General features: G+C 68.2%; 18 protein-coding genes, 1 tRNA gene and 3 pseudogenes. 15 read left to right on the top strand and 7 right to left on the bottom strand.

Annotated elements, in window-relative coordinates:
* The first annotated feature begins 72 nt into the window (after window positions 1-72).
* Window positions 73-576: a MarR family winged helix-turn-helix transcriptional regulator gene (locus ACSHXN_RS23610; protein WP_355141671.1), complete on the top strand. Its 504-nt coding sequence runs from the start codon at window positions 73-75 to the stop codon at window positions 574-576.
* 183 nt (window positions 577-759) lie between these two features.
* Here ACSHXN_RS23610 and ACSHXN_RS23605 read toward each other — a convergent pair whose 3' ends face one another.
* The gene (locus ACSHXN_RS23605) at window positions 760-2301 is read right to left on the bottom strand and encodes an MFS transporter (RefSeq protein ID WP_355141669.1); all 1542 of its coding nucleotides are present in this window, start codon (window positions 2299-2301) and stop codon (window positions 760-762) included.
* Between the two features lie 210 nt (window positions 2302-2511).
* Entirely contained in the window at window positions 2512-3156 is a 645-nt protein-coding gene (locus ACSHXN_RS23600; RefSeq protein ID WP_355141667.1) for a TetR/AcrR family transcriptional regulator, read from the bottom strand.
* A 369-nt stretch (window positions 3157-3525) separates the two neighbouring features.
* Here ACSHXN_RS23600 and ACSHXN_RS23595 point away from each other — a divergent pair, with 369 nt between their 5' ends.
* The 5 genes from ACSHXN_RS23595 (at window position 3526) to ACSHXN_RS23575 (ending at window position 8241) form a co-directional block, all read left to right on the top strand.
* Window positions 3526-4797 carry a M6 family metalloprotease domain-containing protein gene (locus ACSHXN_RS23595; protein WP_355141665.1) on the top strand — a complete coding sequence of 424 codons (1272 nt, stop codon included), beginning with the start codon at window positions 3526-3528 and terminating at the stop codon, window positions 4795-4797.
* 87 nt (window positions 4798-4884) lie between these two features.
* Complete coding sequence (locus ACSHXN_RS23590; protein WP_438303663.1) at window positions 4885-6552, top strand: IclR family transcriptional regulator domain-containing protein; 1668 nt, start codon at window positions 4885-4887, stop codon at window positions 6550-6552.
* A gap of 421 nt (window positions 6553-6973) precedes the next feature.
* Window positions 6974-7159, top strand: a complete 186-nt coding sequence (locus tag ACSHXN_RS23585; RefSeq protein WP_383351527.1) for a hypothetical protein — start codon at window positions 6974-6976, stop codon at window positions 7157-7159.
* Between the two features lie 28 nt (window positions 7160-7187).
* Window positions 7188-7685 carry a cupin domain-containing protein gene (locus ACSHXN_RS23580; RefSeq protein ID WP_438303662.1) on the top strand — a complete coding sequence of 166 codons (498 nt, stop codon included), beginning with the start codon at window positions 7188-7190 and terminating at the stop codon, window positions 7683-7685.
* Between the two features lie 480 nt (window positions 7686-8165).
* Window positions 8166-8241, top strand: a tRNA-Arg gene (locus ACSHXN_RS23575).
* Between the two features lie 66 nt (window positions 8242-8307).
* On the opposite strand, the pseudogene ACSHXN_RS23570 reads toward ACSHXN_RS23575, so the two are convergent.
* Window positions 8308-8571, bottom strand: a pseudogene (locus tag ACSHXN_RS23570) (tyrosine-type recombinase/integrase); the annotation flags it as partial.
* A gap of 594 nt (window positions 8572-9165) precedes the next feature.
* On the opposite strand from ACSHXN_RS23570, the gene ACSHXN_RS23565 reads away from it, so the two are divergent.
* Entirely contained in the window at window positions 9166-9921 is a 756-nt protein-coding gene (locus tag ACSHXN_RS23565) for a hypothetical protein (RefSeq protein ID WP_355141657.1), read from the top strand.
* Here ACSHXN_RS23565 and ACSHXN_RS23560 read toward each other — a convergent pair.
* Window positions 9880-10383, bottom strand: a pseudogene (locus tag ACSHXN_RS23560) (tyrosine-type recombinase/integrase); the annotation flags it as partial. The gene ACSHXN_RS23565 and the pseudogene ACSHXN_RS23560 sit on opposite strands and share 42 nt — an antisense overlap.
* Window positions 10384-10472: 89 nt before the next feature.
* Between ACSHXN_RS23560 and ACSHXN_RS23555 the strand changes: the two are divergent.
* The 4 genes from ACSHXN_RS23555 (at window position 10473) to ACSHXN_RS23540 (ending at window position 13869) form a co-directional block, all read left to right on the top strand.
* The gene (locus ACSHXN_RS23555) at window positions 10473-11135 is read left to right on the top strand and encodes a Type 1 glutamine amidotransferase-like domain-containing protein (protein WP_355141655.1); all 663 of its coding nucleotides are present in this window, start codon (window positions 10473-10475) and stop codon (window positions 11133-11135) included.
* A 250-nt stretch (window positions 11136-11385) separates the two neighbouring features.
* Window positions 11386-11688 (top strand): hypothetical protein, encoded by a 303-nt coding sequence (locus ACSHXN_RS23550; RefSeq protein WP_355141653.1) that lies wholly within the window; start codon window positions 11386-11388, stop codon window positions 11686-11688.
* A 555-nt stretch (window positions 11689-12243) separates the two neighbouring features.
* Window positions 12244-13515, top strand: coding sequence for an MFS transporter (locus tag ACSHXN_RS23545; protein WP_438303659.1), 1272 nt, complete (start codon window positions 12244-12246; stop codon window positions 13513-13515).
* A gap of 117 nt (window positions 13516-13632) precedes the next feature.
* The gene (locus tag ACSHXN_RS23540) at window positions 13633-13869 is read left to right on the top strand and encodes a hypothetical protein (RefSeq protein ID WP_355140486.1); all 237 of its coding nucleotides are present in this window, start codon (window positions 13633-13635) and stop codon (window positions 13867-13869) included.
* 549 nt (window positions 13870-14418) lie between these two features.
* Here ACSHXN_RS23540 and ACSHXN_RS23535 read toward each other — a convergent pair.
* A complete protein-coding gene (locus tag ACSHXN_RS23535) occupies window positions 14419-14997 on the bottom strand; it encodes a nitroreductase family protein (RefSeq protein ID WP_355140485.1) in 579 nt (192 codons plus the stop codon).
* An 846-nt stretch (window positions 14998-15843) separates the two neighbouring features.
* On the opposite strand from ACSHXN_RS23535, the gene ACSHXN_RS23530 reads away from it, so the two are divergent.
* A complete protein-coding gene (locus tag ACSHXN_RS23530) occupies window positions 15844-16764 on the top strand; it encodes a hypothetical protein (RefSeq protein WP_438303658.1) in 921 nt (306 codons plus the stop codon).
* 126 nt (window positions 16765-16890) lie between these two features.
* Window positions 16891-17337, top strand: a complete 447-nt coding sequence (locus tag ACSHXN_RS23525; protein WP_438303657.1) for a hypothetical protein — start codon at window positions 16891-16893, stop codon at window positions 17335-17337.
* A gap of 261 nt (window positions 17338-17598) precedes the next feature.
* On the opposite strand, the pseudogene ACSHXN_RS23520 reads toward ACSHXN_RS23525, so the two are convergent.
* Window positions 17599-17817 (bottom strand): annotated as a pseudogene (locus ACSHXN_RS23520) (site-specific integrase); the annotation flags it as partial.
* Between the two features lie 129 nt (window positions 17818-17946).
* On the opposite strand from ACSHXN_RS23520, the gene ACSHXN_RS23515 reads away from it, so the two are divergent.
* A complete protein-coding gene (locus ACSHXN_RS23515; RefSeq protein ID WP_383351508.1) occupies window positions 17947-18279 on the top strand; it encodes a hypothetical protein in 333 nt (110 codons plus the stop codon).
* 177 nt (window positions 18280-18456) lie between these two features.
* Here the strand turns inward: ACSHXN_RS23515 and ACSHXN_RS23510 are convergent, their stop codons facing one another.
* Entirely contained in the window at window positions 18457-19239 is a 783-nt protein-coding gene (locus ACSHXN_RS23510; RefSeq protein ID WP_438303656.1) for a ferritin-like domain-containing protein, read from the bottom strand.
* Between the two features lie 250 nt (window positions 19240-19489).
* Between ACSHXN_RS23510 and ACSHXN_RS23505 the strand changes: the two genes are divergently transcribed.
* On the top strand, window positions 19490-19807 hold the full coding sequence (locus tag ACSHXN_RS23505) for a hypothetical protein (protein WP_438303654.1): 318 nt from the start codon (window positions 19490-19492) through the stop codon (window positions 19805-19807).
* Window positions 19808-19861 lie beyond the last annotated feature (54 nt).

Genomic DNA, 19861 nt, shown 5'->3' with positions numbered 1-19861 from the left:
GTCTCAAGTTATATCGAGGACCCTACTCCACGCTTGTTTAACATTCAAGAAGGGGCCTCGTAGAGTGGTCCCATGACGACGGCACCCGCTGATGACACACGCTGGCTCACCGACGAGGAGCAGCGCATCTGGCGTGCGTACATGCACGCCGTCACCCTTCTCGAGGACCACCTCGACCGCCAGCTCCAGCGCGACGCGGGCATGCCGCACGTGTACTACGGACTGCTCGTCCAGCTCGCCGAGGCGCCGCAGCGGCGGCTGCGGATGACGGAGCTGGCCATGCGGGCGAAGATCACGCGCTCCCGCCTCTCCCACGCCGTCGCCCGCCTCGAGAAGAACGGCTGGGTGCGGCGCGAGGACTGCCCTTCCGACAAGCGCGGGCAGCTCGCGGTCCTCACCGACCAGGGGTATGCGGTGCTGTCGGACACCGCGCCGGGGCATGTGGCCGCCGTGCGCCAGGCCCTCTTCGACCGGCTCACGCCCGAACAGCAGAAGTCCCTCGGCGAGATCATGTCGATCATCGCCGAGGGACTGCAGCCCGCGGAGGCCGGGGCCGACCTGCCCTGGCTGCGCTGAGCCACCGGACGGACCGGCGCGGACACGGGTGTGCCCCGGACCCCCGCGGGGGTCCGGGGCACACCCGGAGTACTCGGACGAGGCGTCCCGGCCCTCGTCCGTGGTGTCCGGCTCGCCTCCGGGGCGAAGCCCCTCGGGCTCACTCCCGTGACCTGCCGATGGACGGACGACCACCGGCCACGGTCAGTGGGCGACCACCGGAACGTGCAGCTCGTCCTCGGCGCCCGCGCCCGCGTCCTGGCCGGAGACCGACGCCGCGCCGGGGCGGCCGGCGTTGACGAGGGTCAGGGCGAGGGCCGAGGCCACCACGAGGATGCCGACGGCGAACCAGATCGCGCTCGCGTAGCCGTGCACCTGCCCCTGGAGCTGGACCAGCTGCGACTGCGACTTCGAGGTGGCCGTCGCGATGTGGTCCTTGATGTAGGACGTGGTCGCCGAGGCAGCGATCGTGTTCAGCAGCGCCGTGCCGATCGCGCCGCCCACCTGCTGCGAGGTGTTGACCATCGCGGAGGCGACACCGGCGTCCCGCGGCTGCACACCGTGCGTGGCCAGGGCCATGGCCGGCATGAAGGCCGTACCCATACCGAGGCCGAGCAGCAGCATGGCCGGCAGGATCAGGGCCGCGTAGGACGAACCGAGCTCGATCTGGGCCAGCAGGAACATGCCGGCGGCCGCGACCAGGAAGCCGGGGCCCATCAGCACCCGCGCCGGCACCCGGGTCATCAGCCGGGCGCCGATCTGGGTCGAGCCCGTGATCATGCCCGCGATCATGGGCAGGAAGGCGAAGCCGGTCTTGACCGGCGAGAAGCCCTTCACGACCTGGAGGTAGTAGGTCAGGAAGAGGAACGTGCCGAACATCGCGATGATCGCGAGACCGAGGGAGAGGTAGACGCCCCCGCGGTTGCGGTCGGTGATGACACGCAGCGGCAGCAGCGGGGCCTTGACCTTGGCCTCGGTGATCACGAAGGCCACGAGCAGCACCACGGACGCGACGAACAGGCCGACGGTCATGGAGTCGCCCCAGCCGTCCGACTCGGCGCGCGTGAAGCCGTAGACGAGCGAGACCAGACCGAGGGTCGAGAGGATGACGCCCGGGATGTCGAGCGGCGAGCGGTTGCGGCCGCCCTCCGGCTCCCGGATGACCAAGTAGGCGCCCGCCGCCGCGACGATGGCGAAGGGGATGTTGACGAAGAACGTCCAGCGCCAGTCCAGGTACTCGGTGAGGAAGCCACCGAGGATCAGGCCGACGGCGCCACCGCCACCGGCGATCGCACCGTAGATACCGAAGGCCTTGGCGCGCTCCTTGGCATCCGTGAACATGACCGCGAGCAAGGACAGCGCGGCAGGGGCGAGGAGTGCGCCGAAGATGCCCTGGAGGGCACGGGAGCCGAACATCATCGCGCCGCTCTGCGCGGCACCGCCGAGCGCCGAGGCGAGGGCGAAGCCGCCGAGGCCGATGACGAAGGCGCGCTTACGGCCCCACAGGTCGGCGACCCGGCCACCGAAGAGCAGCAGACCACCGAAGGCCAGGGCGTAGGCGGTGACCACCCACTGGCGGTTGCCGTCGGATATCCCCAGGTCCTGCTGGGCGGACGGAAGGGCGATGTTCACGATGGTGGCGTCGAGGACGACCATCAGCTGGGCGAGTGCGATGAAGACGAGGGCCCGCCAGCGACTGGGGTCGGGGGCGGTGGCGCCCGGGATGTTTCGGGCTGTTTCAGACATGGAGGTATCCACTTCGGGACTTCGTGACGGAAAAGTCAGGACTCGGGAGCGAAAAGGGATCGTGCGGAAAGAGGGCAGGCGGAAAGGAAGGCGGGAAGGCGTTGCCCGTCGACGGTGACGGCTCGGACGCCTGTCATGTCACAGCTGTCCGGCGTCCGGTCACAGCTGTCTGGTGTCGTGCGGACGGGCGGCGCCCGTTGAACTCATCGCTCAGGACTGGCGCAGATCCTCCATGGTCGCGGCCGTACCCGGCAGTTCGGAGCGGGCCGGAGCCCGCAGACCGTCCAGGAACAGCTGCAGATGGCGGTGGACGAAGCGGTCGAGGCTCACACAGCCGGTGCCAGCCGGAGGCCTGCTCAGCTGTGCGACGGCGATCATCAGATCCCCGACGCCGATGTCGGGGCGGAGCTGACCGGCCGCGCGGGCGCGGTCCATGAGCTCGACGATCAGTCGCTCGACCCGTTCACGCGCCGCTTCCAGGTCGGGGTGGTGCTTGTCGAACGCGCTGGCCGCCATCGGACACAGCGCGCTGATCCGTTCGTCGGCGGCAGCGTGTACGAACCGCGACAGCGCCTCGAAGGCATCGCCGCTCTCGGCGAGGGCCCGTTCGGCGTCCTCGGCCGTTCGATCCATGACCCAGCAGACGACCTCGCGGGCGAGTGCGTCGCGGTCGGGGAAGTTGCGGTACACCGTGGCATTGCCGACACCGGCCCTGCGGGCGATCTCGTCGAACGGCACTTCGGGGCCGAACTCGACGAACATCTCCCGGGCCGCGGTGACGATCCGCTCCCGGTTGCGCAGAGCATCGGCACGCGGCCGGGTCGCTCGGCGCGGCACTGGGGGCGCGATCTGCACGGCGTACTCCTCGGGTGGAGTGGAAACGCGTTCCGGGGACCAGGTCCCCGTTTCGCTCGGACACAGGTCTAAACGGGGAATCGGTCCCCGGTTATTTCCCGCCCCTGCCCGGATCTTCTGTGACGTGGGACACATACCTCACCCGGTCGGTCGAACCCGGGCCCGGGCGCCGTCCCGGCCCGTCCGCGCCGGGCCGGGCCGCCGGCACCCTCGCGCGCCCCTCCCACAGCCGTCGTGCCGTCACCCTTTCCGCACCCCTGAACCCTCGTTCGGGCTGCTCCAGCGCGCGCCCGACCTCCCTTCGACACAGGGTGAGCGCATGGGTGCAGCCGGTGACCGGCGGCTGCCAGTGCAGCGAGGGGTCACCGCATGCAGCTGTCCCGCCGCCGGATACGGTCCCGCCGCGTCGCCTCGCTGGCCTCGGTCGCCGTCCTGATACTCGCGCTCTCCACCGCCGCCGGCACCGGACATCTCATCGCCGGCTCCACGACACCGGGACCCGTCGCACCGGCCCGCGGCGCACTGCGCGCGTGCATGATCCACGGCAACAACGGCGTCCAGATGCCGGAGGGCATCCCGACCCCCGCCGGGTACGTCCGCTCCACCGGCACCGTCCACGCCCTGAACCTGATGGTCGACTTCTCCGACGCTCCCGGACAGGGCAGCGCGATGGACCGGTTCGCGGAGTTCTTCCCGCAGACCCAGAAGTGGTTCACGACCAGTTCCTACGGCCGGCTCGACTACCGCCCCGAAGCCCCGATACGGCACTGGCTGCGGATGCCCAAGCCGTTCACGGCGTACGGCCTGGAACGCGGCGCCCCCTTCGACCCCGGCTACCGCCGGCTGGTGCAGGACATCGTGACCACCGCCGACCCCGAGGTGGACTTCCGCCGCTACGACCTGCTGAACGTACTGGTGACGCCGAACGCGGGCCCCTCGGCCCTGGACACCGTCCTGTCGGTGACCTTCGCGGGCAACACCGACGCCCCGATCGCCGACGGCGTGCCGCTGTCCAACGCGTCCTTCATCTACAGCCGCCAGGACGACGGCTCCGGCTCCTACGCCAAGACCGGCTACCGGGTCCTGCCGCACGAGAACAGCCACACCTTCGGCCTGCCCGACCTCTACACCCAGGAGGGCGGGGCGGCCGTCGGCCACTGGGACATCATGAGCGAGGACTGGGGCGCCGACAACGACCTGCTGGCCTGGCACAAGTGGAAGCTGGGCTGGCTCGCGGACTCCCAGGTCAGCTGTGTCAGCACCCGCGGCACCACCGAGTACACGCTGACCCCGCTGGGCCTCGCGGGCGGCCGCAAACTGGTCTTCATACCGATCAGCTCCAGAGCCGGATACGCCCTCGAACTGCGCACCCGCGCCGGCAACGACGCGACGATGTGCCGGCCCGGCATCCTCGTCTACCGCGTCGACGCGAACGTCGACACCGGCAACGGACCCATCACCGTCTACGACTCCCAGCGCGACAGCGGCGGCTGCACGCGCAGCCCCAACGTCCAGGCCGAGATGTCCGACGCCACCTTCCTCCCCGGTCAGAGCTTCACGGACCCGAAGACGGGGATCGTGGTCACCGTCCTGGACCGTGACGGTTCCGGGAACTTCCACGTCCGCGTGACACGCCGGTGAGAAATCCCCGGACATCCGCGGGCCCGGTGCGGCGCACGGCACGGGCTTACCCGGCGGAGGCGGCCTGACCGGCATTACCGTGACCTCATGCGCCCGAACGCCATGCCCGCCCAGGACTCGGCCGCCCCTGCCGAAGCCGTCACGCCCCTGATGCGAGGGCTCACCGTGCTGCGGCGGCTCACCGACACGGACGGCAGCTGCAGCCTCAGCGCTCTGGAGCGGGCCAGTGGGCTCGCCCGGTCCACGGTCGACCGGATCACGGCGACGCTCGCCCGCATGGGCTATGTACGACTCGACGGCCGGGACGCCGTCGTCGCGCCACGGCTGATGGAACTGGGCAACGCCTACCTGGCGGCGCTGCGCCTGCCGAAGCTGCTGGATCCGCACGCGGACGCGCTCGCCGACGGGCTCGACGAATCGGTGTCCCTCGCCGTCGCCGACCGCGACGGCATCCGCTTCATCCACCAGGCGACCCGCCGCCGCGCGATGTCCCTGAGCTTCCGCATCGGTGATCTGCTGCCCGCGGAGCGGACCGCCCCCGGACCGCTGTTCGCCACGGAGTGGGACGAGGCGGACTGGAAGCGCTGGCACGAACGGCGGGCCGCGGACCCCGAGGACCGCGGCTTCCCGGCGGTGCCGCTCCGCAGCCGCCCGCTCGCCGGGTCCGGTGGCAGCACCCTCGGCGACGACTTCGAGGAGCGCACCCGGCAGGCCCGCGACCAGGGCTGGGCGCTGGACGACCAGCTCATCGAGCCGGGACTGGTGGCGCTCGCCATGCCCGTGAGGGAGGCGGACGGCCGGATCGCGTGTGTGGTCAGCGTGGTCAGCCATACGAGCCGCCACTCCGCGGACGATCTGCACGGGACCCTGCTGCCCCGGCTGCGCTCGGCGGTGGCGGCGATGGAACGGGAGCTGCACGAGGCGCCGCCCGCCGCCCCCGACGCGCCGTCCGGACTCGCGACCTGGACCGGGGCGTCCAAGCAGGAGCTCGGACGGGAGTTCGTGGAGTCACTGGCCCGCGGACTGACGGTGATCACGTCCTTCGGCGAAGGGCGCGCCGAACTGACACTCACCGAGGTGGCCGAGGCGACAGGGCTGCCGCGGGCGACGGCACGGCGGGCGCTGATCACACTGGAGCACCTCGGATACGTCACCGCGCGCGACCGCGTCTTCCGGCTCACCCCGCGCGTCCTCGGCCTCGGCTACCCGTCCCTGTCCCGGGTCACGCTGCCGGACATCGCGGCTCCCCATCTGACCGCCCTGTCCGAGCAGGTGCTCGAGTCGACCTCGTTGGCGGTGCTGACGGGCGACGAGATCCAGTACACGGCCCGGGTCGCCCCCAGTCGCATCATGAGTGTCAACTTCACGGTCGGGACCCGGCTGCCCGCGTATCCGACGTCGCTGGGCCGGGTGATGCTGGCGGACCAGACGGAACGGAAGCTGCCCGAGGTCGCCTCCCTGACATCGCGCACGGTCACGGACCCGGACGCACTGAGGGCCGCGCTCGACCGCGTCCGGCGCGAGGGATACGCCCTGGTCGACGAGGAGTTGGAGGAAGGCCTGCGGTCGATCGCGGTACCGGTGCGGGACCGCGGGGGCAGAGTGGTCGCCGCGGTGAACATCGCCATGCACAGCAGTCGCCGCACGATCGAGGAGTGCGTGGCCGAGCTGCTGCCGGAACTGCGCGCGACGGCGGCACGGATCGAGGCGGACCTCCATGTGGCGGGGCGGTTCAGGAAGGTACCGAGCATCTGACGACGGTGCGCCGGCGATCCGTCCGGCCGCGCCGCGATCACCGCACCTCGCCGTCCCCGCGGTCGCGCCCGGGCCGACTGTCAGTTGCTGCTCGACCGGGACGAGTTGCCGTCCGGCGCATGACACGCGCGCATGACGCCCGGTCGGGCGACGAGTGCCGGGCCGCACCGCCGTGCGCTCGGCGGGCGACGAGCACCGGGCATCACCCGTTCGCGTTCTCCGGGACGACGACCCGAGACGGTCCGCGGGCGAGTCGCATCGCCGAGGTGACGACGGCTCCGGAGCGCCGTCGGCCCGTCCTCCGAACAGCCACACGTTCCGCAAGTGCCGGACGGGTGCGTGCCGGTGAAGCTGCGGGCTTCCCGGTGTCGTGATCCCATGAACGCCGAGAGCGCTCGGTGCACACGCGGCGGTCGACACCGTGCTCACGGATGCCGAAGTCGCCGGTACCGGTTCCTTGCCGACCACCCTGCACAACACGGCCGTTCGCGGGAGCGAGTCCGACGGTGCGACATCGCACGCGCGGCCGCTCGCCGCGGCACCGGCCGCATTCGCCCCCGACCGGCCCGCCCCCGGCAAGACGATCATCCGCATCACCGAGGACTGAAGAAGAGGACCGAAGAAGGAGAGCAATCATGATCGGAATGCGGATCACCGGCGGCGTTCTGGCTGCCGGCATAGCGGCCACGGCCATCGCGTGCTCCACCGCGGCAGACCGTGCCCCGGCCACGGCGCAGGCGGCGCCGGCCGCCGCCGTGGCCTCTCCGCGCCCGACCGAGACGCTGACGCCGATACTCGAACAACCGCTGACGAACGTGAACGGCAAGACGTTCACCTCGGCGATCGTGGACTTCCCGCCCGGTTCACACGCCCTCCCGCATCGGCACGGCGCGGCCTTCGTCTACGCCTATGTGCTCGAGGGCACGGTACGCAGCCGGCTTGCCGGGGAGCAGGCGCACGAGTACCACCAGGGCCAGTACTGGGTCGAACCGCCGGGCGCCCACCATGTACTCACGGAGAACACCAGCGCTACCAAGCCGGCGAAACTGCTGGTCATCTTCATCTCCAACACGGGAGACAAGCTCAGGACCGAGGACGCGCCGACACAGGGCACGAGCTCCACGACGGGCTGACCGCGGGTCGTCGTGTTGCGTGCAGTTCCGGGTCGGCGCGGGTGCGGATGCGGGTGTGCCTCGCCGGGCAAGCCCTGCACTCGTACGGAGCCGTGGCCACCTGCCCGTGCCGGGCCGGCCGGGCCGGCACCCCCGGAGTCCGAACACTCCCCCGCGTCGTCGAAGGCCGCCGCGTCCCGACCGTCGGCTTCGTCCCCGCACACCACGCGGGCGGCCACCCGAAGGCCTCGTGGAGAAGCCGGTCAGCCGCCCTGTACGGCCCGACCACCCCGACTCGGCTCCCCGACACCAGCGCCCGCCCGAGCCCTGATCCGGTACGCTGTGGATCGAGCGCCCCGGCAGGGCGCTGCGGCGTGTCACGCGGTTCCACGCGCGCCTCACCGCAGCAACCTTTCCCCAGGCGTTCAGGGCTTGACCGGAAAACCTGACCGCGACCCGTACACCGAGCGGCGGACAGAATTCCACCCAGGCCGCACCTCAGCCTTCGTAGCTCAGGGGATAGAGCACCGCTCTCCTAAAGCGGGTGTCGCAGGTTCGAATCCTGCCGGGGGCACCAGCCAAAAGGCCCCGGACCGATCATGGTCCGGGGCCTTTGACGGCACTATTTGACGGCAGTCGCTTCTCAGGCGACGGGCAGACGGCGCTTGAGCAGCCGGTCCATGTGGCTGATCGCTTCCCGCTCGGTGTCATGCACGACGTGCGTGTACACGTCCATGGTGATGCTGATCTGGCTGTGCCCCAGGATTTCCATGATGACCCGCGGCGTGACGCCGGCCGCCGTCAGCAGCGTGGCGCACCCGTGCCTGGCATCGTGCAGGCGGACCACGCGGAGCCCGGCATCTGCTGCGACGCGTGTAAATGACCGGTACACGTTTCGATGGCGGACGCCGTGGTGGCCGCCGCGCACTGCGAGATCGTCTACGAGATCCCGATGAATCATCACCACCCAGCGGCCATGCGCGCGCCGCCGTCCTGTGCCACGAGCACCACGCCGACTCGCCGAGGTGGACCCCACCTTCCCCTGCCGCATCGTCCACGCCATCCGCAGCAAGCGAGCCCGCGCGGCCCCGATCGCGATGCTCTACGAGAACGCCCGCATCTCCCACGCCGGCACGCCCCGCACCTTCGGTGCTGGAGAAGCAGATGACGACGTACGTCGGGGCCGCGACGACGGAGGACAAATCTTCGGACCTCCTCGACTCCTGCGTGTGGGCCTTGAGCGACCCGCTGCGCGACGTGAGCCTGTCGCGCAAGCCCTCCCATTGGACAGCTGGTTGGACGGGTGACGGTAGCTGTCGCAGTCGTGGGGTTTATGAACGCAAGCCACGTGGAGATGTCAGCAGTCGCAAGTACAGTGGGAGCGTGGCTCTGACGGCGGTCTCCGCTTTCGCTTGATGGCAATGCGTACATTCCCTGGAGGAGTCCAAAGGTCAGATGTGGCCGGGGGCACCTGCCGTCCACGCTTTAGGGGGAGTGGCGAATGGCCAAAATTAGAGGCACCTATGAATATCCTGATGACCTGACTCCCGGTCAGGCAAAGGATGGCGGCCTGCACCACAACTTGTACGACGATGGGCGCCTAGTCAGCCATGCGAAGTTTGTTCCTGACGATGAGAATGAGGAAGATCTGCCATCGGATCCCCCTCCGTTCTTTGCTCACGAATTCAACTGCAACTGCGATTCGAACTCTCGAGCTCAAGAGCGGCTGGACCCCGAGGAGGTACTCGAGGCCCTGGTGACTCTTATCAAGGCCGTAGAGTGGGCTGCGCCACGCATCAAGAGGTGGTGGAGCGGCCATGGCCTCCCGCTCGTGAAGTCTGTCCGCAGTAAACTTGCTCGATCTCGCGAGGATGACAACCCGACTGCGCCTGCCGCCTCGGCCACGTGGGTTGAATCTGCACCTTCAGACGCTCCGCAAGAAGCGATGGTGGACCTTGAAGAACATCGAGCCGGCATGAGTAGCGAAGAGGCAGCGGCGCGGCTTTCCGCAGCCATCATGGCCAGGCTATTCAGCGATGAGCAGGTGAGGATCCTGCGCAACGCCCGGATCGAGGGCGATAGCGAATCATTGAAGTTGAACGAGGGACCGAATCTCACACCTCAGCAAATCAGGGAGAGTGTCAGATTGACTCTCGAAGAAAATCGCTCATTGCTCACTGAAGAGACAATTGTCGAGCTCGAGAAATCTCTCGTAAGGTTGCAGGTAAATAGCGGGATGCGGTCTATTGAGAAGTGAATGGCTCAAAGGGGCGAGACTGCGGCTTTTCGGATCGTCACACAGGGCGCCACGGCGGCGTTGGGTCTGCTGGCGGACGTAGAGGACGCGATTTTCGAGGTCGAGATCCGACCGGCGGAGACCGACGATCTCTCCTCGGCTCAGGCCCATCGCAATGGCGAGGACGAAGGCCGCGTCGATCGGGTCCTTGCGGGAGGCGGCGAGGAAGTCGAGCGTCTCGTCCAGGGCCCAGGGCTTCAGCTCGCCGTTGTCGGTCCGCGGAGGCTCGACGAGCTTGGCGACGTCACGTGTGATCAGCCCTTCGCGGCAGGCGGAGGACAAGGCCGACCGCAGAACTCCCTGCGCCTCCTTGGTGGTTGCTGCGGTCGTCTGCTGCTCCAGGTAGACGATGAAGCGGCGAACGTCAGCGACGCCGAGGGATTCGAGCCGCTTTGAGCCGAGGAGAGGCGCGAGTCCTGCCCGCCCTGGAAACGGACCGGGATGCGATGAGTTTCAGCACGGTCCCGGGTCTTCAGATGCATCCACCGTCCGCGCGCGAACTTGGAGGCACCTTGAAGCTCTTGCTTACGTCAGGCGGCGTCACGAACCCGAGCATCCACTCGGCGCTCGTGCAGCTTCTCGGCAAGCCGATCGCCGAGTGCCACGCCCTCTGCATCCCGACAGCACAGTGGGGTCACCCGATGTGCGGTCCGACATCGGTGCGGGGCCTCGTAGCCGCCGAGCCCACGTGGCAGCACCTGACCGGCCTGGGTTGGGCATCGCTCGGTGTGCTCGAGCTCACCGCACTGCCCACCATCGGCGCGGACCGATGGGTCCCCTGGATCCGGGAGGCCGACGTGCTCCTGGTCGACGGCGGCGACGCGACGTACCTGTGCCACTGGATGCGGGAGTCCGGGCTGGCCGATCTGCTGCCTTCGCTGCCCGACACGGTCTGGGTGGGAGTGAGCGCCGGAAGCATGGTGATGACGCCCCGGATCGGGGCGTACTTCGTCGAGTGGCCGTCCGCGCCGGACGACCGCACTCTGGGACTCGTCGACTTCTCGATCTTCCCACACCTGGACGCTTTCCCGCAGAACACCCTGGCTGACGCAGAGCGGTGGGCCGCCGACATCGGCGTCCCGGCCTACGCCATCGACGAACAGACGGCCATCAAGGTCGTCGGCGACTCCATCGAGGTGGTCTCCGAAGGGCAATGGACGAAGTTCGGGTCATAGCCGCCCGGCATTCGTGACGTCGCGTCGTTCCGCGAAACCCCATGCCGACCACCGGGGTTCCCGCGGCCATCTCCATGACCGCGTGATGCCGCAGAGCGGAGCAGACGCGGCCCAGGGGCGGACGGGACGGGAGCCGGTGAAGGTGGTGGGCGAGGCTGCGAGGCCGTAGCGCGGCTGGTACGGCCGGTGATGATCGAGCCGCAAACCCTCGCTGTACAGTCCCCATGGGCGATCACGGGGAGGGGCGCACATGGTCAGCCGGTGGCCGACGGCCCTGGGGGTGAACCTGCTCCTCGGCATACCGGGGATCGTGCCGATCTGGCTGCTGTGGTTCCTGGCAGCGAGCTGGCACAACCCGGAACCGACGGAGAACGACGGTATGGCCCTGTGGTTGGTGATCGTCGTGCCCATCGTCGGCCTGTACACGATGCTGTGGTGGACCGCCAACAGTGCCCTTGTCCACCGAACCTCGCTCGCTACTCAGACCTACTGGCTGCTCAGCGCGGTAGGCACGCTCCTGCCCACCGTCACGCTCATCCTGCTCAACCCCTGACGTGCCCGGTTCGGCGTGATCCGGAAGACATGGCAGCAGATCGGTCAAGGCAGAGCCCGTCGGCTGACATCAGCGGCTGAGACCAACAGATGCGGGCAGTGCCGACCGATACCGAACGGCAACGGATGATCGGCCAAGTGCGCAGGGTGGCTCGCCGACGTTGCCGACACCCCACGATCGATCTGATAAAAGATGAGGCTCATCAGTCACAAAGCCTCGTAGAGTCGAGCCGTCCCGACAACAGGTGCCCCGGGGGTGCCCGAGGCGTCAGCGGAACCGGTGGGAGCAAGAGGCGGCTCGCGGGGTGGCCGTACGAGCGTGGCGCGCGATCGGCGTCCTGAGCAGTCCCCACCGGACTCCGGCTGTACAGCGGCGAAGTACAGCAACCACCGCGACCACAGCCGGTCGCCAGCGATCGCACCGACTCCGGCCGGAGCGGCAACGGTTCCCGGAGGGTCGGCCCAATATCCTGCGCGAAGTATGGCCTGGAGGTTCCGGTCGGCGGCGGGGGCCCAACACTAATGATCAACGGAGTCACCAGGGGGAGCCCGCAGCATGACCGGTACCACGGAGGCCCTTGGCGAGTCGGCTGCAGTCGACGATGCAGCACAAAGCGTCACGCGTCCGTTCTACGTATACGCCGTGCTCGCCAACACGCTGTTCCAGCGCGGCGTATTCGTCCTCTTCCTTCAGCAGCGAGGCTTCTCCGCCGGGCAAGTGGCCCTGCTTCAGACACTGCTCTACCTGGTCAGCGGACTTGCGGAGTTGCCGACGGGAGTCATCGCCGACCGAATCGGCAGGCGTGCCAGCATCGTGATCGGCCAGGTGCTGATAGCTGGATGTCTGCTCGGTCAGGTGGCGTTCTCCAACTACTGGGTGTTCCTGACGCTGTTCATCGGGCAGGGCGTGGGCATGGCATGTGTATCCGGCTCGGACACCGCCCTGCTGTACGACCTGCTCGTGCGTCGTGGTGCAACGGCCGGCTACGTCAAGATCAAGTCCCGGTTCACCATGCTCGGGACGGTCACCTCGGGAGCCGCCATCGTCCTCGGCGGCCAACTGCAGCGGATTTCCTGGGGAATCGTCTACGTCGGTTCGGCGGCGTGCCTCGTCGTGGCCGTGGTGGTGCTGATGTCACGGGTGCCCGAGATCCGCGGCGCGGACGCGGTGGACGAGCAGGACGGAGCCGAGGAGGCGCACGGCGACGCCACAGCATGGCGGGCGATGCTTCGGGTCGCCACGCCGGCGCTCGTGACGCTTGTCGTGGTGTCCGGCTTGATGCATGCGACTTTGACGCCATACATCATTTTTACGCAGAAGACCCTCTCCGATCAGGGCGCGGGCACCGCATTGGTCAGCGCGGTCATCTCGGCGGGATTCTTCGCCGGCGGGCTCACTCCATTGCTGTCGGACCGCGCGGACCGGCGCATCGGGTATCGGGTCATCGTCCCGGTGTCTCTCCTGACCCTCGCCGTGGCGCTGGGCCTGAGCGGCCTCGGCCTTGTCCAGGTCACCATCGCCGCGTTCCTGGTCCTGGTCGGAATTCCCGAGATCACCGCCGTGATCGTGGACAACGTGTTCAACGAGGCGGTGCCGTCGCGCCACCGGGCGAGCCTGCTGTCGATGATCGCATTCGTGGAGTCGGCGCTCATCGGCACCGGCTATCTCGTCCTCGGCACGCTCATGGACGGGTGGGGCTCCAGTGTGGGCATGGCCACCTACGCCGCGGTCCCCCTGCTGGCATGTCTCCTGTGGCTCCCGGTGCTCTTCCGAGGGGCACGGGTGACCACCGAGATCGAGAAGCCCGCCGACCAAAAGGCATCCTGAAACAGACCGTCTCGAGCAACGCTCCTGCCCGATGGCTGGGGTGTTGCTCGTTGACATGTCGCTCCCAGCGGCGACGGAGCTGTCGGGGCCCGCGGAGTCGAAGTGATGGAGGGGCCGGTGCCCGGACTGCTCGCCGACGACGGAGCACTTCGCGGGCTGGAACTCGCCGACGGGCGGACTCTTCAGGCAGCAGGGGTGTTTCTCCTCTCGAGGAGGATCCCGAACGGTGGTGTCCTGGAAGGGCTTTGCTGCGAGAGGGACGAGCAGGGCTTCCTGCGCACCGGCCCCGCCGGGCGCATCAGTCGCCCCGGTCTCCGGGCCATCGGGAACGTGGTCGATCCACGGGCGGCTTGATCCTCTCGAACTGGCCCTTCGCTGTGATCACGGTCGTGCCACTCCCGTGCCACGAAGTCCTCAAAGAGTCCACATCACCCCGGGCTTCGCGGATCATCGAGCCGAGCCGATCGGCGATCTCACGGTCACGGCCGTTGACCATGTGCTGCGGTCGGCCTCGATGCCGTCGACGGGACTCCACAAGCACCCCCGCACCGGGCCCCTGCACGCCGGCTTGGGCGGGCTCTGTGGGGTCCTCACCCGCGGTGGCCGGCCATCACACTGGGGCGCAGCGCCCAGCCGATGGACCTGCGCGCTCACCTGCTCCGCAGGCTCGCCTTCCTCGCGGTACCGCCCCGATCGGGTCACCGATGCGATCAAGGTCGGCACACGGCCCCCGGCGCACAACAAGGACAGCAGGACCGGAGGGCGGGATCGTCGTCATGACGATGCCGGGCCGCAAACGAAGGCCTACTCCACGCCTGCTCCCGTGCAATGGCTCCGGCAGCCGGATCGCCAGGAGACGGCTGTGCCCGTCGGAAACGGGTGGACGGGCAAGCGTCGCTGCCCTCACGGGCTCGGCGGCCGTTGCCACCGCACGAGGTTGCCGAGGGGAACGCGCATCGTGGCGAGGCGCGGGTCCGGGACGTGCGGGCTGTCCGCCGCGTAACCGATGGTGAGGATACCGGCGAGTTCGGCGCCGTCGGGAACCTCGATCACCTGGGCGAGCTCCTCCACCTTCTCCGGAAGACCGGGATGGAAGAAGCCGCTGACCAGTCCCTCGTTGATGGCGGCGAGCTGCAAGGCCATGAGCAGCGCTCCTGCGTCGAACCACCAGAACGGAACCGGCCAGGGGATCTTTCGGCCGTCCTGCAGCACCTTGTCCGGGGCGTCGTAACGCTTACGATATGCGCTCTCGTCCACGCAGAGCGCCACGTGCACGGGAGCGTGAGAGATCCACTCGTCCAGTTCCTTCGCGCCGTCGCGGGATTTGGTGATCTCCGCGACGCGATCTCTGGTCTCTTCGTCGGTTATGACCAGCAGTCGCTGTCCCTGACTGAATCCGGCAGTGGGTGAATGCCGGATCACCCGGAGGATGCGTTCGATCACCTCGTCCGGCACCGGGTCCTTGCGGTACCTGCGGACCATCCTCCGGTTCCTCATCACGTCGGGGAATTCCACAGCGGTCTCCATCGTCTACGGGGGCGGAGGCCGGTCCCGGCTCAGACGGCGGACCGGCCAGTGCTGACCATAGGCACTGGCTTGTGCCGTCGAAGTGCCGAAGTCCATGGGCGCCGGAGCCATGGCGCGGCCGCGGCCGACGGGTCCGCGATGGGCGCCGGGGAACGAATCCGATGGGCTCGAACCCACCGCTGCGCTGTGGAGTACGGTCGCCGCGCACCACCCCGGTACGCCGACTTCGGCCGCAGACCCGCCGTCACGGCCGGACCGCGAACGGACCAACGAAGTCACCTCTTCTCAGGGTCTTCAAGCCATCTTCCATTTTCTGATTCGGCGTGCCGGCGCCGGACCACAGTTGCAGGACGGTGTCCGCTCCGCCCGCGGTGCCTGTCCTGCCCTTCCTTGGATCGGACGGTCTCCGGCGAGCTGAGCGCTTGCTGCGCCAACTGGGCTCCTGGGCAGCGGCGTTGCCACTGGGCCCTGGTGCGGGAGGCGTTGACGTCTGGCCGAGCTCGCGTGTGTCAGCCCGGGACGAGAGGTACTGACGGCAGACTCCGACGGCAACGTCAGCACACCGGACCGGACACGGGCGACTCCCAAGACAGTCGCCACGACGGGCTACGGGCTCGCCGCGCAGCGGAAGTGGGCTCCGGAGTTGTCAGTGGCGGGTGTTAGCTTCCGACCCGTGCTGCCGAGGAGACCATTCGCCGCCCCCCTCAGTCCGATTGATCGGTACCTGACATTCGGTAGCCGTGTGCGCGATACAGCCCGGTCCATCAGGACCGGGACCGCTCCTTATGAAGGAGAAGCTTGATGAGAAGCAGCGTGCTGGGCCGCAGCCCGGCCCGTACGGCGGCCGTCCTCACGGCGGCCGTGGCCCTGGCGGTGACGGCGGCACCGCTGACGGGCACGGCGGAGGCCCACGAGGCGGTGACGGGATCGCTCAGCTTCAGCGGGGAGGCCGGCGAGTACATCTCCGGCGGCCGGTCGTACAGCTACACCCCCGAGACGACCGAGATGTTCGACATCTCGGGGCCGGTCTCCGAGTCCGCCGTGGGTACCACGGTCGTCACGCCCGAGGGCGAGCGCTGGTACTTGCACATGGAAGCCCCTTACGGCCAGAAGCTGACTTCCGGCACCACATACACCAACGCCTCCAGCTGGCCCAACGCCCAGCCGGAGGACCCCAAGCTGGAGCTCAGTTCGACCGACCGGAACTGCGACACCGGCACCGGCTCCTTCACCATCTCCCACATCGCCTACGGCCCCTACGGCTACATCAGCGAGGTCGACGCGACCTTCGAGCGGTACTGCAGCGGCTCCACGCTACCCGTGCGCGGCGAGCTCCACGCCCGTATGGCCGAGCCGCCGGCGGAGCTCGCCATCGGCATGAGCCTGAACACCACGGGCACGGTCGACACCCACACCGGCGAGATCACCGTCGGCGGCGCGGTGACCTGCAACAAGCCAGCCCGCATCACCCTCACCGCCAGCGCCTACCAGACGCAGAAGCGTGAAACCGCGTCCGGCTCGTATGAGGACCTGGTCGTCGTCTGCGAGCCTGGGGCCCCGGTCCCGTGGACCGTCTCCTTCCCCAGCAACATCGACCCCACCGCCTCCTTCAAGCCCGGCGCCGCCGTACTCCGGGGCGTCGGCAGGGCGGACGACCCTGACTACCCGGTGAACGTCAACACCGGCTTCCCGAGCACCGACATCACTCTCGTCAAGTCCTGATCCTGACGCGGGCCCGGCTGCGCACAACAGCCGGGCCCGCCGCACGGCCAGGAACCGCAGGGCAAGTTCCTGCGTCGCTTCTTGCGGCGTCACGACCTATGCGCGCGAAGGACAGCGAAGGTAATCATGAGGCACAAGCGGGTGCTCATCGCCGTTCTGGCGTTCCCAGTGGCTTTCCTGGGATGGGTTGCCTGGACGTTCATCACGTCGCCCTTCTTCGGCGACCCGATGTCCCAGGTAGAACCCGTTCCGTGCGAGGAGGCCATGCAGTACGCGGACCAGGACGGGCTGCCCAAGGGGGCTCACGACGCGAAGTGCACCGCCCTCAGTTGGCTGGACACTACGTATACGGCCCACTTCACGATCACGCGGACCGATCTGGACGCGTGGCTGAACGATGCCTATCCCGGCACCCATCTCACGTTGGAAGACTGCCTCGGGGCACCGGCGGACGCCTGCGCTCACATCGAGTTGAACCCTCCCGCCGACGGTGGAGCGATGGCGATAGACATCAGTGTGCGGTACGGAGAGGACTCGACCGCAGTCGTCGATTTCGAGCCGTTCGACGTGTGATCCCGACAGCACAGCTCTGCGTACGAGGACCGCTGCTTCGCCAAGTTCATCGGCCGGTGCCCCTCCGTGCCGGCGAACCCATGCGTGAAGCGCTACGACCCCTGGGAAGACCCAGCACAGTGAGGTTGTCTCGTGTACAGCAGCGCAGCACAGCAACCCCAGCAATCGTTAACGCCCCATGCAGGCCCTCGTGGACGTACCAGCAGCAGTCTCTATGACCTTCGATGACTGATCTATGTAGAGCTACGGATCAGAAGATGCCAGCGGGTCCGTGCGTGAAACGGCCAAGAAGTCGAGCGTCTCGTCAAGGGTCCATGGCTTCAACTCACGGTTGTCGGTCCGCGGAGGCTCGACAAGTTTGGCGACGTTACGTGTGATGAGTCCTTCGCGGCAAGTGGCGGACAAGGCGCAGAACACGGTGCGCGCCTGTACGGTAACGGCCCGCACGTCCGAAACCACGACGGCAAGCAGCTGCTCCGCCGCTGGGCCGTATCCGATGATTGATCTTGCAGTGCGGCCTTGACCTGGTAGTCAGCCGGGGGTTCGGGTGCAGTGCGAGCGTGGGATCGATCATCGGCGGGCCTGGCGGACGAGCACGGAAGGTGACCCATGACCGCTCCGGATCCCGAGAGCGTCTTCGACGGCCACTGGACCTTCGAGACCAATCTGCGGCCGCTCTGTGAATCGGTCGCAGAGTTTGCGGGATACGAGTTCGACGACTCGGACTGGCAGGCCATCGAAACTGCCCTGCCAGCGACAGACGTCGAGCGGGACAACTGGTATGAGTACCCGCTGTTGGGGCGGGTGCCCCTGACGTTGCTGGTCGCGGCCGACCCGGAGTCATATGTGGTCTTCGTCAGGTTCGCTGGAGAACCGGACGAGCGCACAAAGGCGCAGATCGAGGCAGCGCTGTACATCTTCGCGAGTTGGACAATGACCTGACAGGACCCGGCAACTCGCCCTGCCATCAAGCTGCGTCCAAGGACGCGCCGGCCAAGTTGCTTCGGAACGAAGGGCGGTCGAGCCACATCCGTGCCAGAACGGGCGGGGACTCAAGGAGATTCGGGGCGCGCAGGGGTGCGTACCGCCGGACCGCACTCAAGGCAGGGAACCCGTGGGTCACGTCCGAGGTCGCCCGGCCTCGCTCCTGAAGGGGTCGTAGGAAGCGGCGAACTGTCCGTTGTCAGCCTGTGGTCGTCCAGGCACCAGCACTGCGGAGACCACCGCACGGGACGACGTCATCACATCGCCCACGAATCGCAGGCGCCCGATGTCGAGCCGGCGCAGTGCCGGACCGTGGTCGGCGGTGACGACGAGAGAGACCACAAGCAGAAGAAGCCGCCACAGGACCATCACCGGGCGGCGCATTGCGCGGGGCAACTCCGCCAGGGAGGCGTGCAGCCGCTCGCAGTGGAACGGGACGTGGCGCTGCTCGTCGGACAAGATCCGCCCTGCCACTTCCGAAGTGAGCGCGTCTTCGGTGCCATCGCGCAGCGCCCGGTAATAGCGCAGCGCCACGACTTCCGCGATCATCAGCACCAGCAGTTCCATGCGCAGGCCCATAAGACGCCGCAACCGTACGAAGACCGCGTCGCTCCAGTGCCCAGGCAACGTCGGCATGTTCCCCGCGGCCAGCAGACGAGCAAGCAGACGAGCGTGGTTCTGTTCCTCGGCGATGAAGAGCCGGACCGCCTGCACGTAGTCGGCGTCGCCCGCGTGGTCCGCCTTGCTGACGAGGTTGGCACCGTCACCGTCTTCGCCGACCTGGAAGCGCTGGATGCTGGCCCAGACCGCCGGATGCAGCGTCGCGCTCTGCCCCCAGTCCGGATCCCCCTGGGCACGCCTGCGCTCGCGCTCGTCCTCGAACCGCCTTGTCCACTTGGCGAAGCCGCCCGTATGCACCCGGTCTCCCCTCTCCCCGGGGGAACGCCACCATCCCCGGAAAGGGACGACGCAAGCGGACACCGAACCGTTCCACGGCTGCCGGGCACCCGCAGTCCACAGATTTCACATGCGCGCGCCAGGCGAGCGGCCTGCCCCCATTCGGGAACGGCCACGTCCCTGTGCAGGTCGACATCAGCAGCTGACATCAACGTCGTCGGACAATGACCTGGTCACAGCGCCAAGGAGTTGGGCCGGTACCCTCCCGGGCATGAGGGCATCTCCGACGGGCTCCGAGGCAGTTCGCCCGACCGCGTTGTGGGGCGTCTCCTTGGCCTCGCTCGGCGTTTTCCTCGTCAGCTGGGCGCTGTGCTGGGTGAACGCGTACGTGGTGAACGACGACCTGCCGAACACCTGCGGCGACCTGCGTCGGCAGAGCTTTCCGCCGGAGGTGGCGTGCGCGTCCGTGAACGGCACGCTCACCGGTGCGAACGCTGGTTGGATCGAGGCCCTGTTCTTCGCCTCGCTCCTGGTCTTCGTGCTGCTCGCGAGCATGGCGGCGACGCTCGCGTCCCTCCGCAGGAAGTGACGCGTACGACCTGTGTCCCGTACCCCTGCCGTGCCCGACCGGGCGGGGAACGCC

Source organism: Streptomyces sp. HUAS TT11, from assembly GCF_051553595.1.
GTDB lineage: Bacteria > Actinomycetota > Actinomycetes > Streptomycetales > Streptomycetaceae > Streptomyces.
Note: the sequence above shows the minus strand (reverse complement) of the source record. Positions and strands in the feature narration are given on the sequence as shown.

Excerpts from the sequence above, each read along its gene's own strand:
- ACSHXN_RS23565 (WP_355141657.1), top strand. The coding sequence starts at position 9,166 with ATGGCCAAAATTAGAGGCACCTATGAATATCCTGATGACCTGACTCCC.
- ACSHXN_RS23605 (WP_355141669.1), bottom strand. The coding sequence starts at position 2,301 with ATGTCTGAAACAGCCCGAAACATCCCGGGCGCCACCGCCCCCGACCCC.
- ACSHXN_RS23595 (WP_355141665.1), top strand. The coding sequence starts at position 3,526 with ATGCAGCTGTCCCGCCGCCGGATACGGTCCCGCCGCGTCGCCTCGCTG.
- ACSHXN_RS23550 (WP_355141653.1), top strand. The coding sequence starts at position 11,386 with ATGGTCAGCCGGTGGCCGACGGCCCTGGGGGTGAACCTGCTCCTCGGC.
- ACSHXN_RS23610 (WP_355141671.1), top strand. The coding sequence starts at position 73 with ATGACGACGGCACCCGCTGATGACACACGCTGGCTCACCGACGAGGAG.
- ACSHXN_RS23590 (WP_438303663.1), top strand. The coding sequence starts at position 4,885 with ATGCGCCCGAACGCCATGCCCGCCCAGGACTCGGCCGCCCCTGCCGAA.
- ACSHXN_RS23525 (WP_438303657.1), top strand. The coding sequence starts at position 16,891 with ATGAGGCACAAGCGGGTGCTCATCGCCGTTCTGGCGTTCCCAGTGGCT.
- ACSHXN_RS23545 (WP_438303659.1), top strand. The coding sequence starts at position 12,244 with ATGACCGGTACCACGGAGGCCCTTGGCGAGTCGGCTGCAGTCGACGAT.
- ACSHXN_RS23505 (WP_438303654.1), top strand. The coding sequence starts at position 19,490 with ATGAGGGCATCTCCGACGGGCTCCGAGGCAGTTCGCCCGACCGCGTTG.
- ACSHXN_RS23515 (WP_383351508.1), top strand. The coding sequence starts at position 17,947 with ATGACCGCTCCGGATCCCGAGAGCGTCTTCGACGGCCACTGGACCTTC.
- ACSHXN_RS23535 (WP_355140485.1), bottom strand. The coding sequence starts at position 14,997 with ATGGTCCGCAGGTACCGCAAGGACCCGGTGCCGGACGAGGTGATCGAA.
- ACSHXN_RS23530 (WP_438303658.1), top strand. The coding sequence starts at position 15,844 with ATGAGAAGCAGCGTGCTGGGCCGCAGCCCGGCCCGTACGGCGGCCGTC.
- ACSHXN_RS23580 (WP_438303662.1), top strand. The coding sequence starts at position 7,188 with ATGATCGGAATGCGGATCACCGGCGGCGTTCTGGCTGCCGGCATAGCG.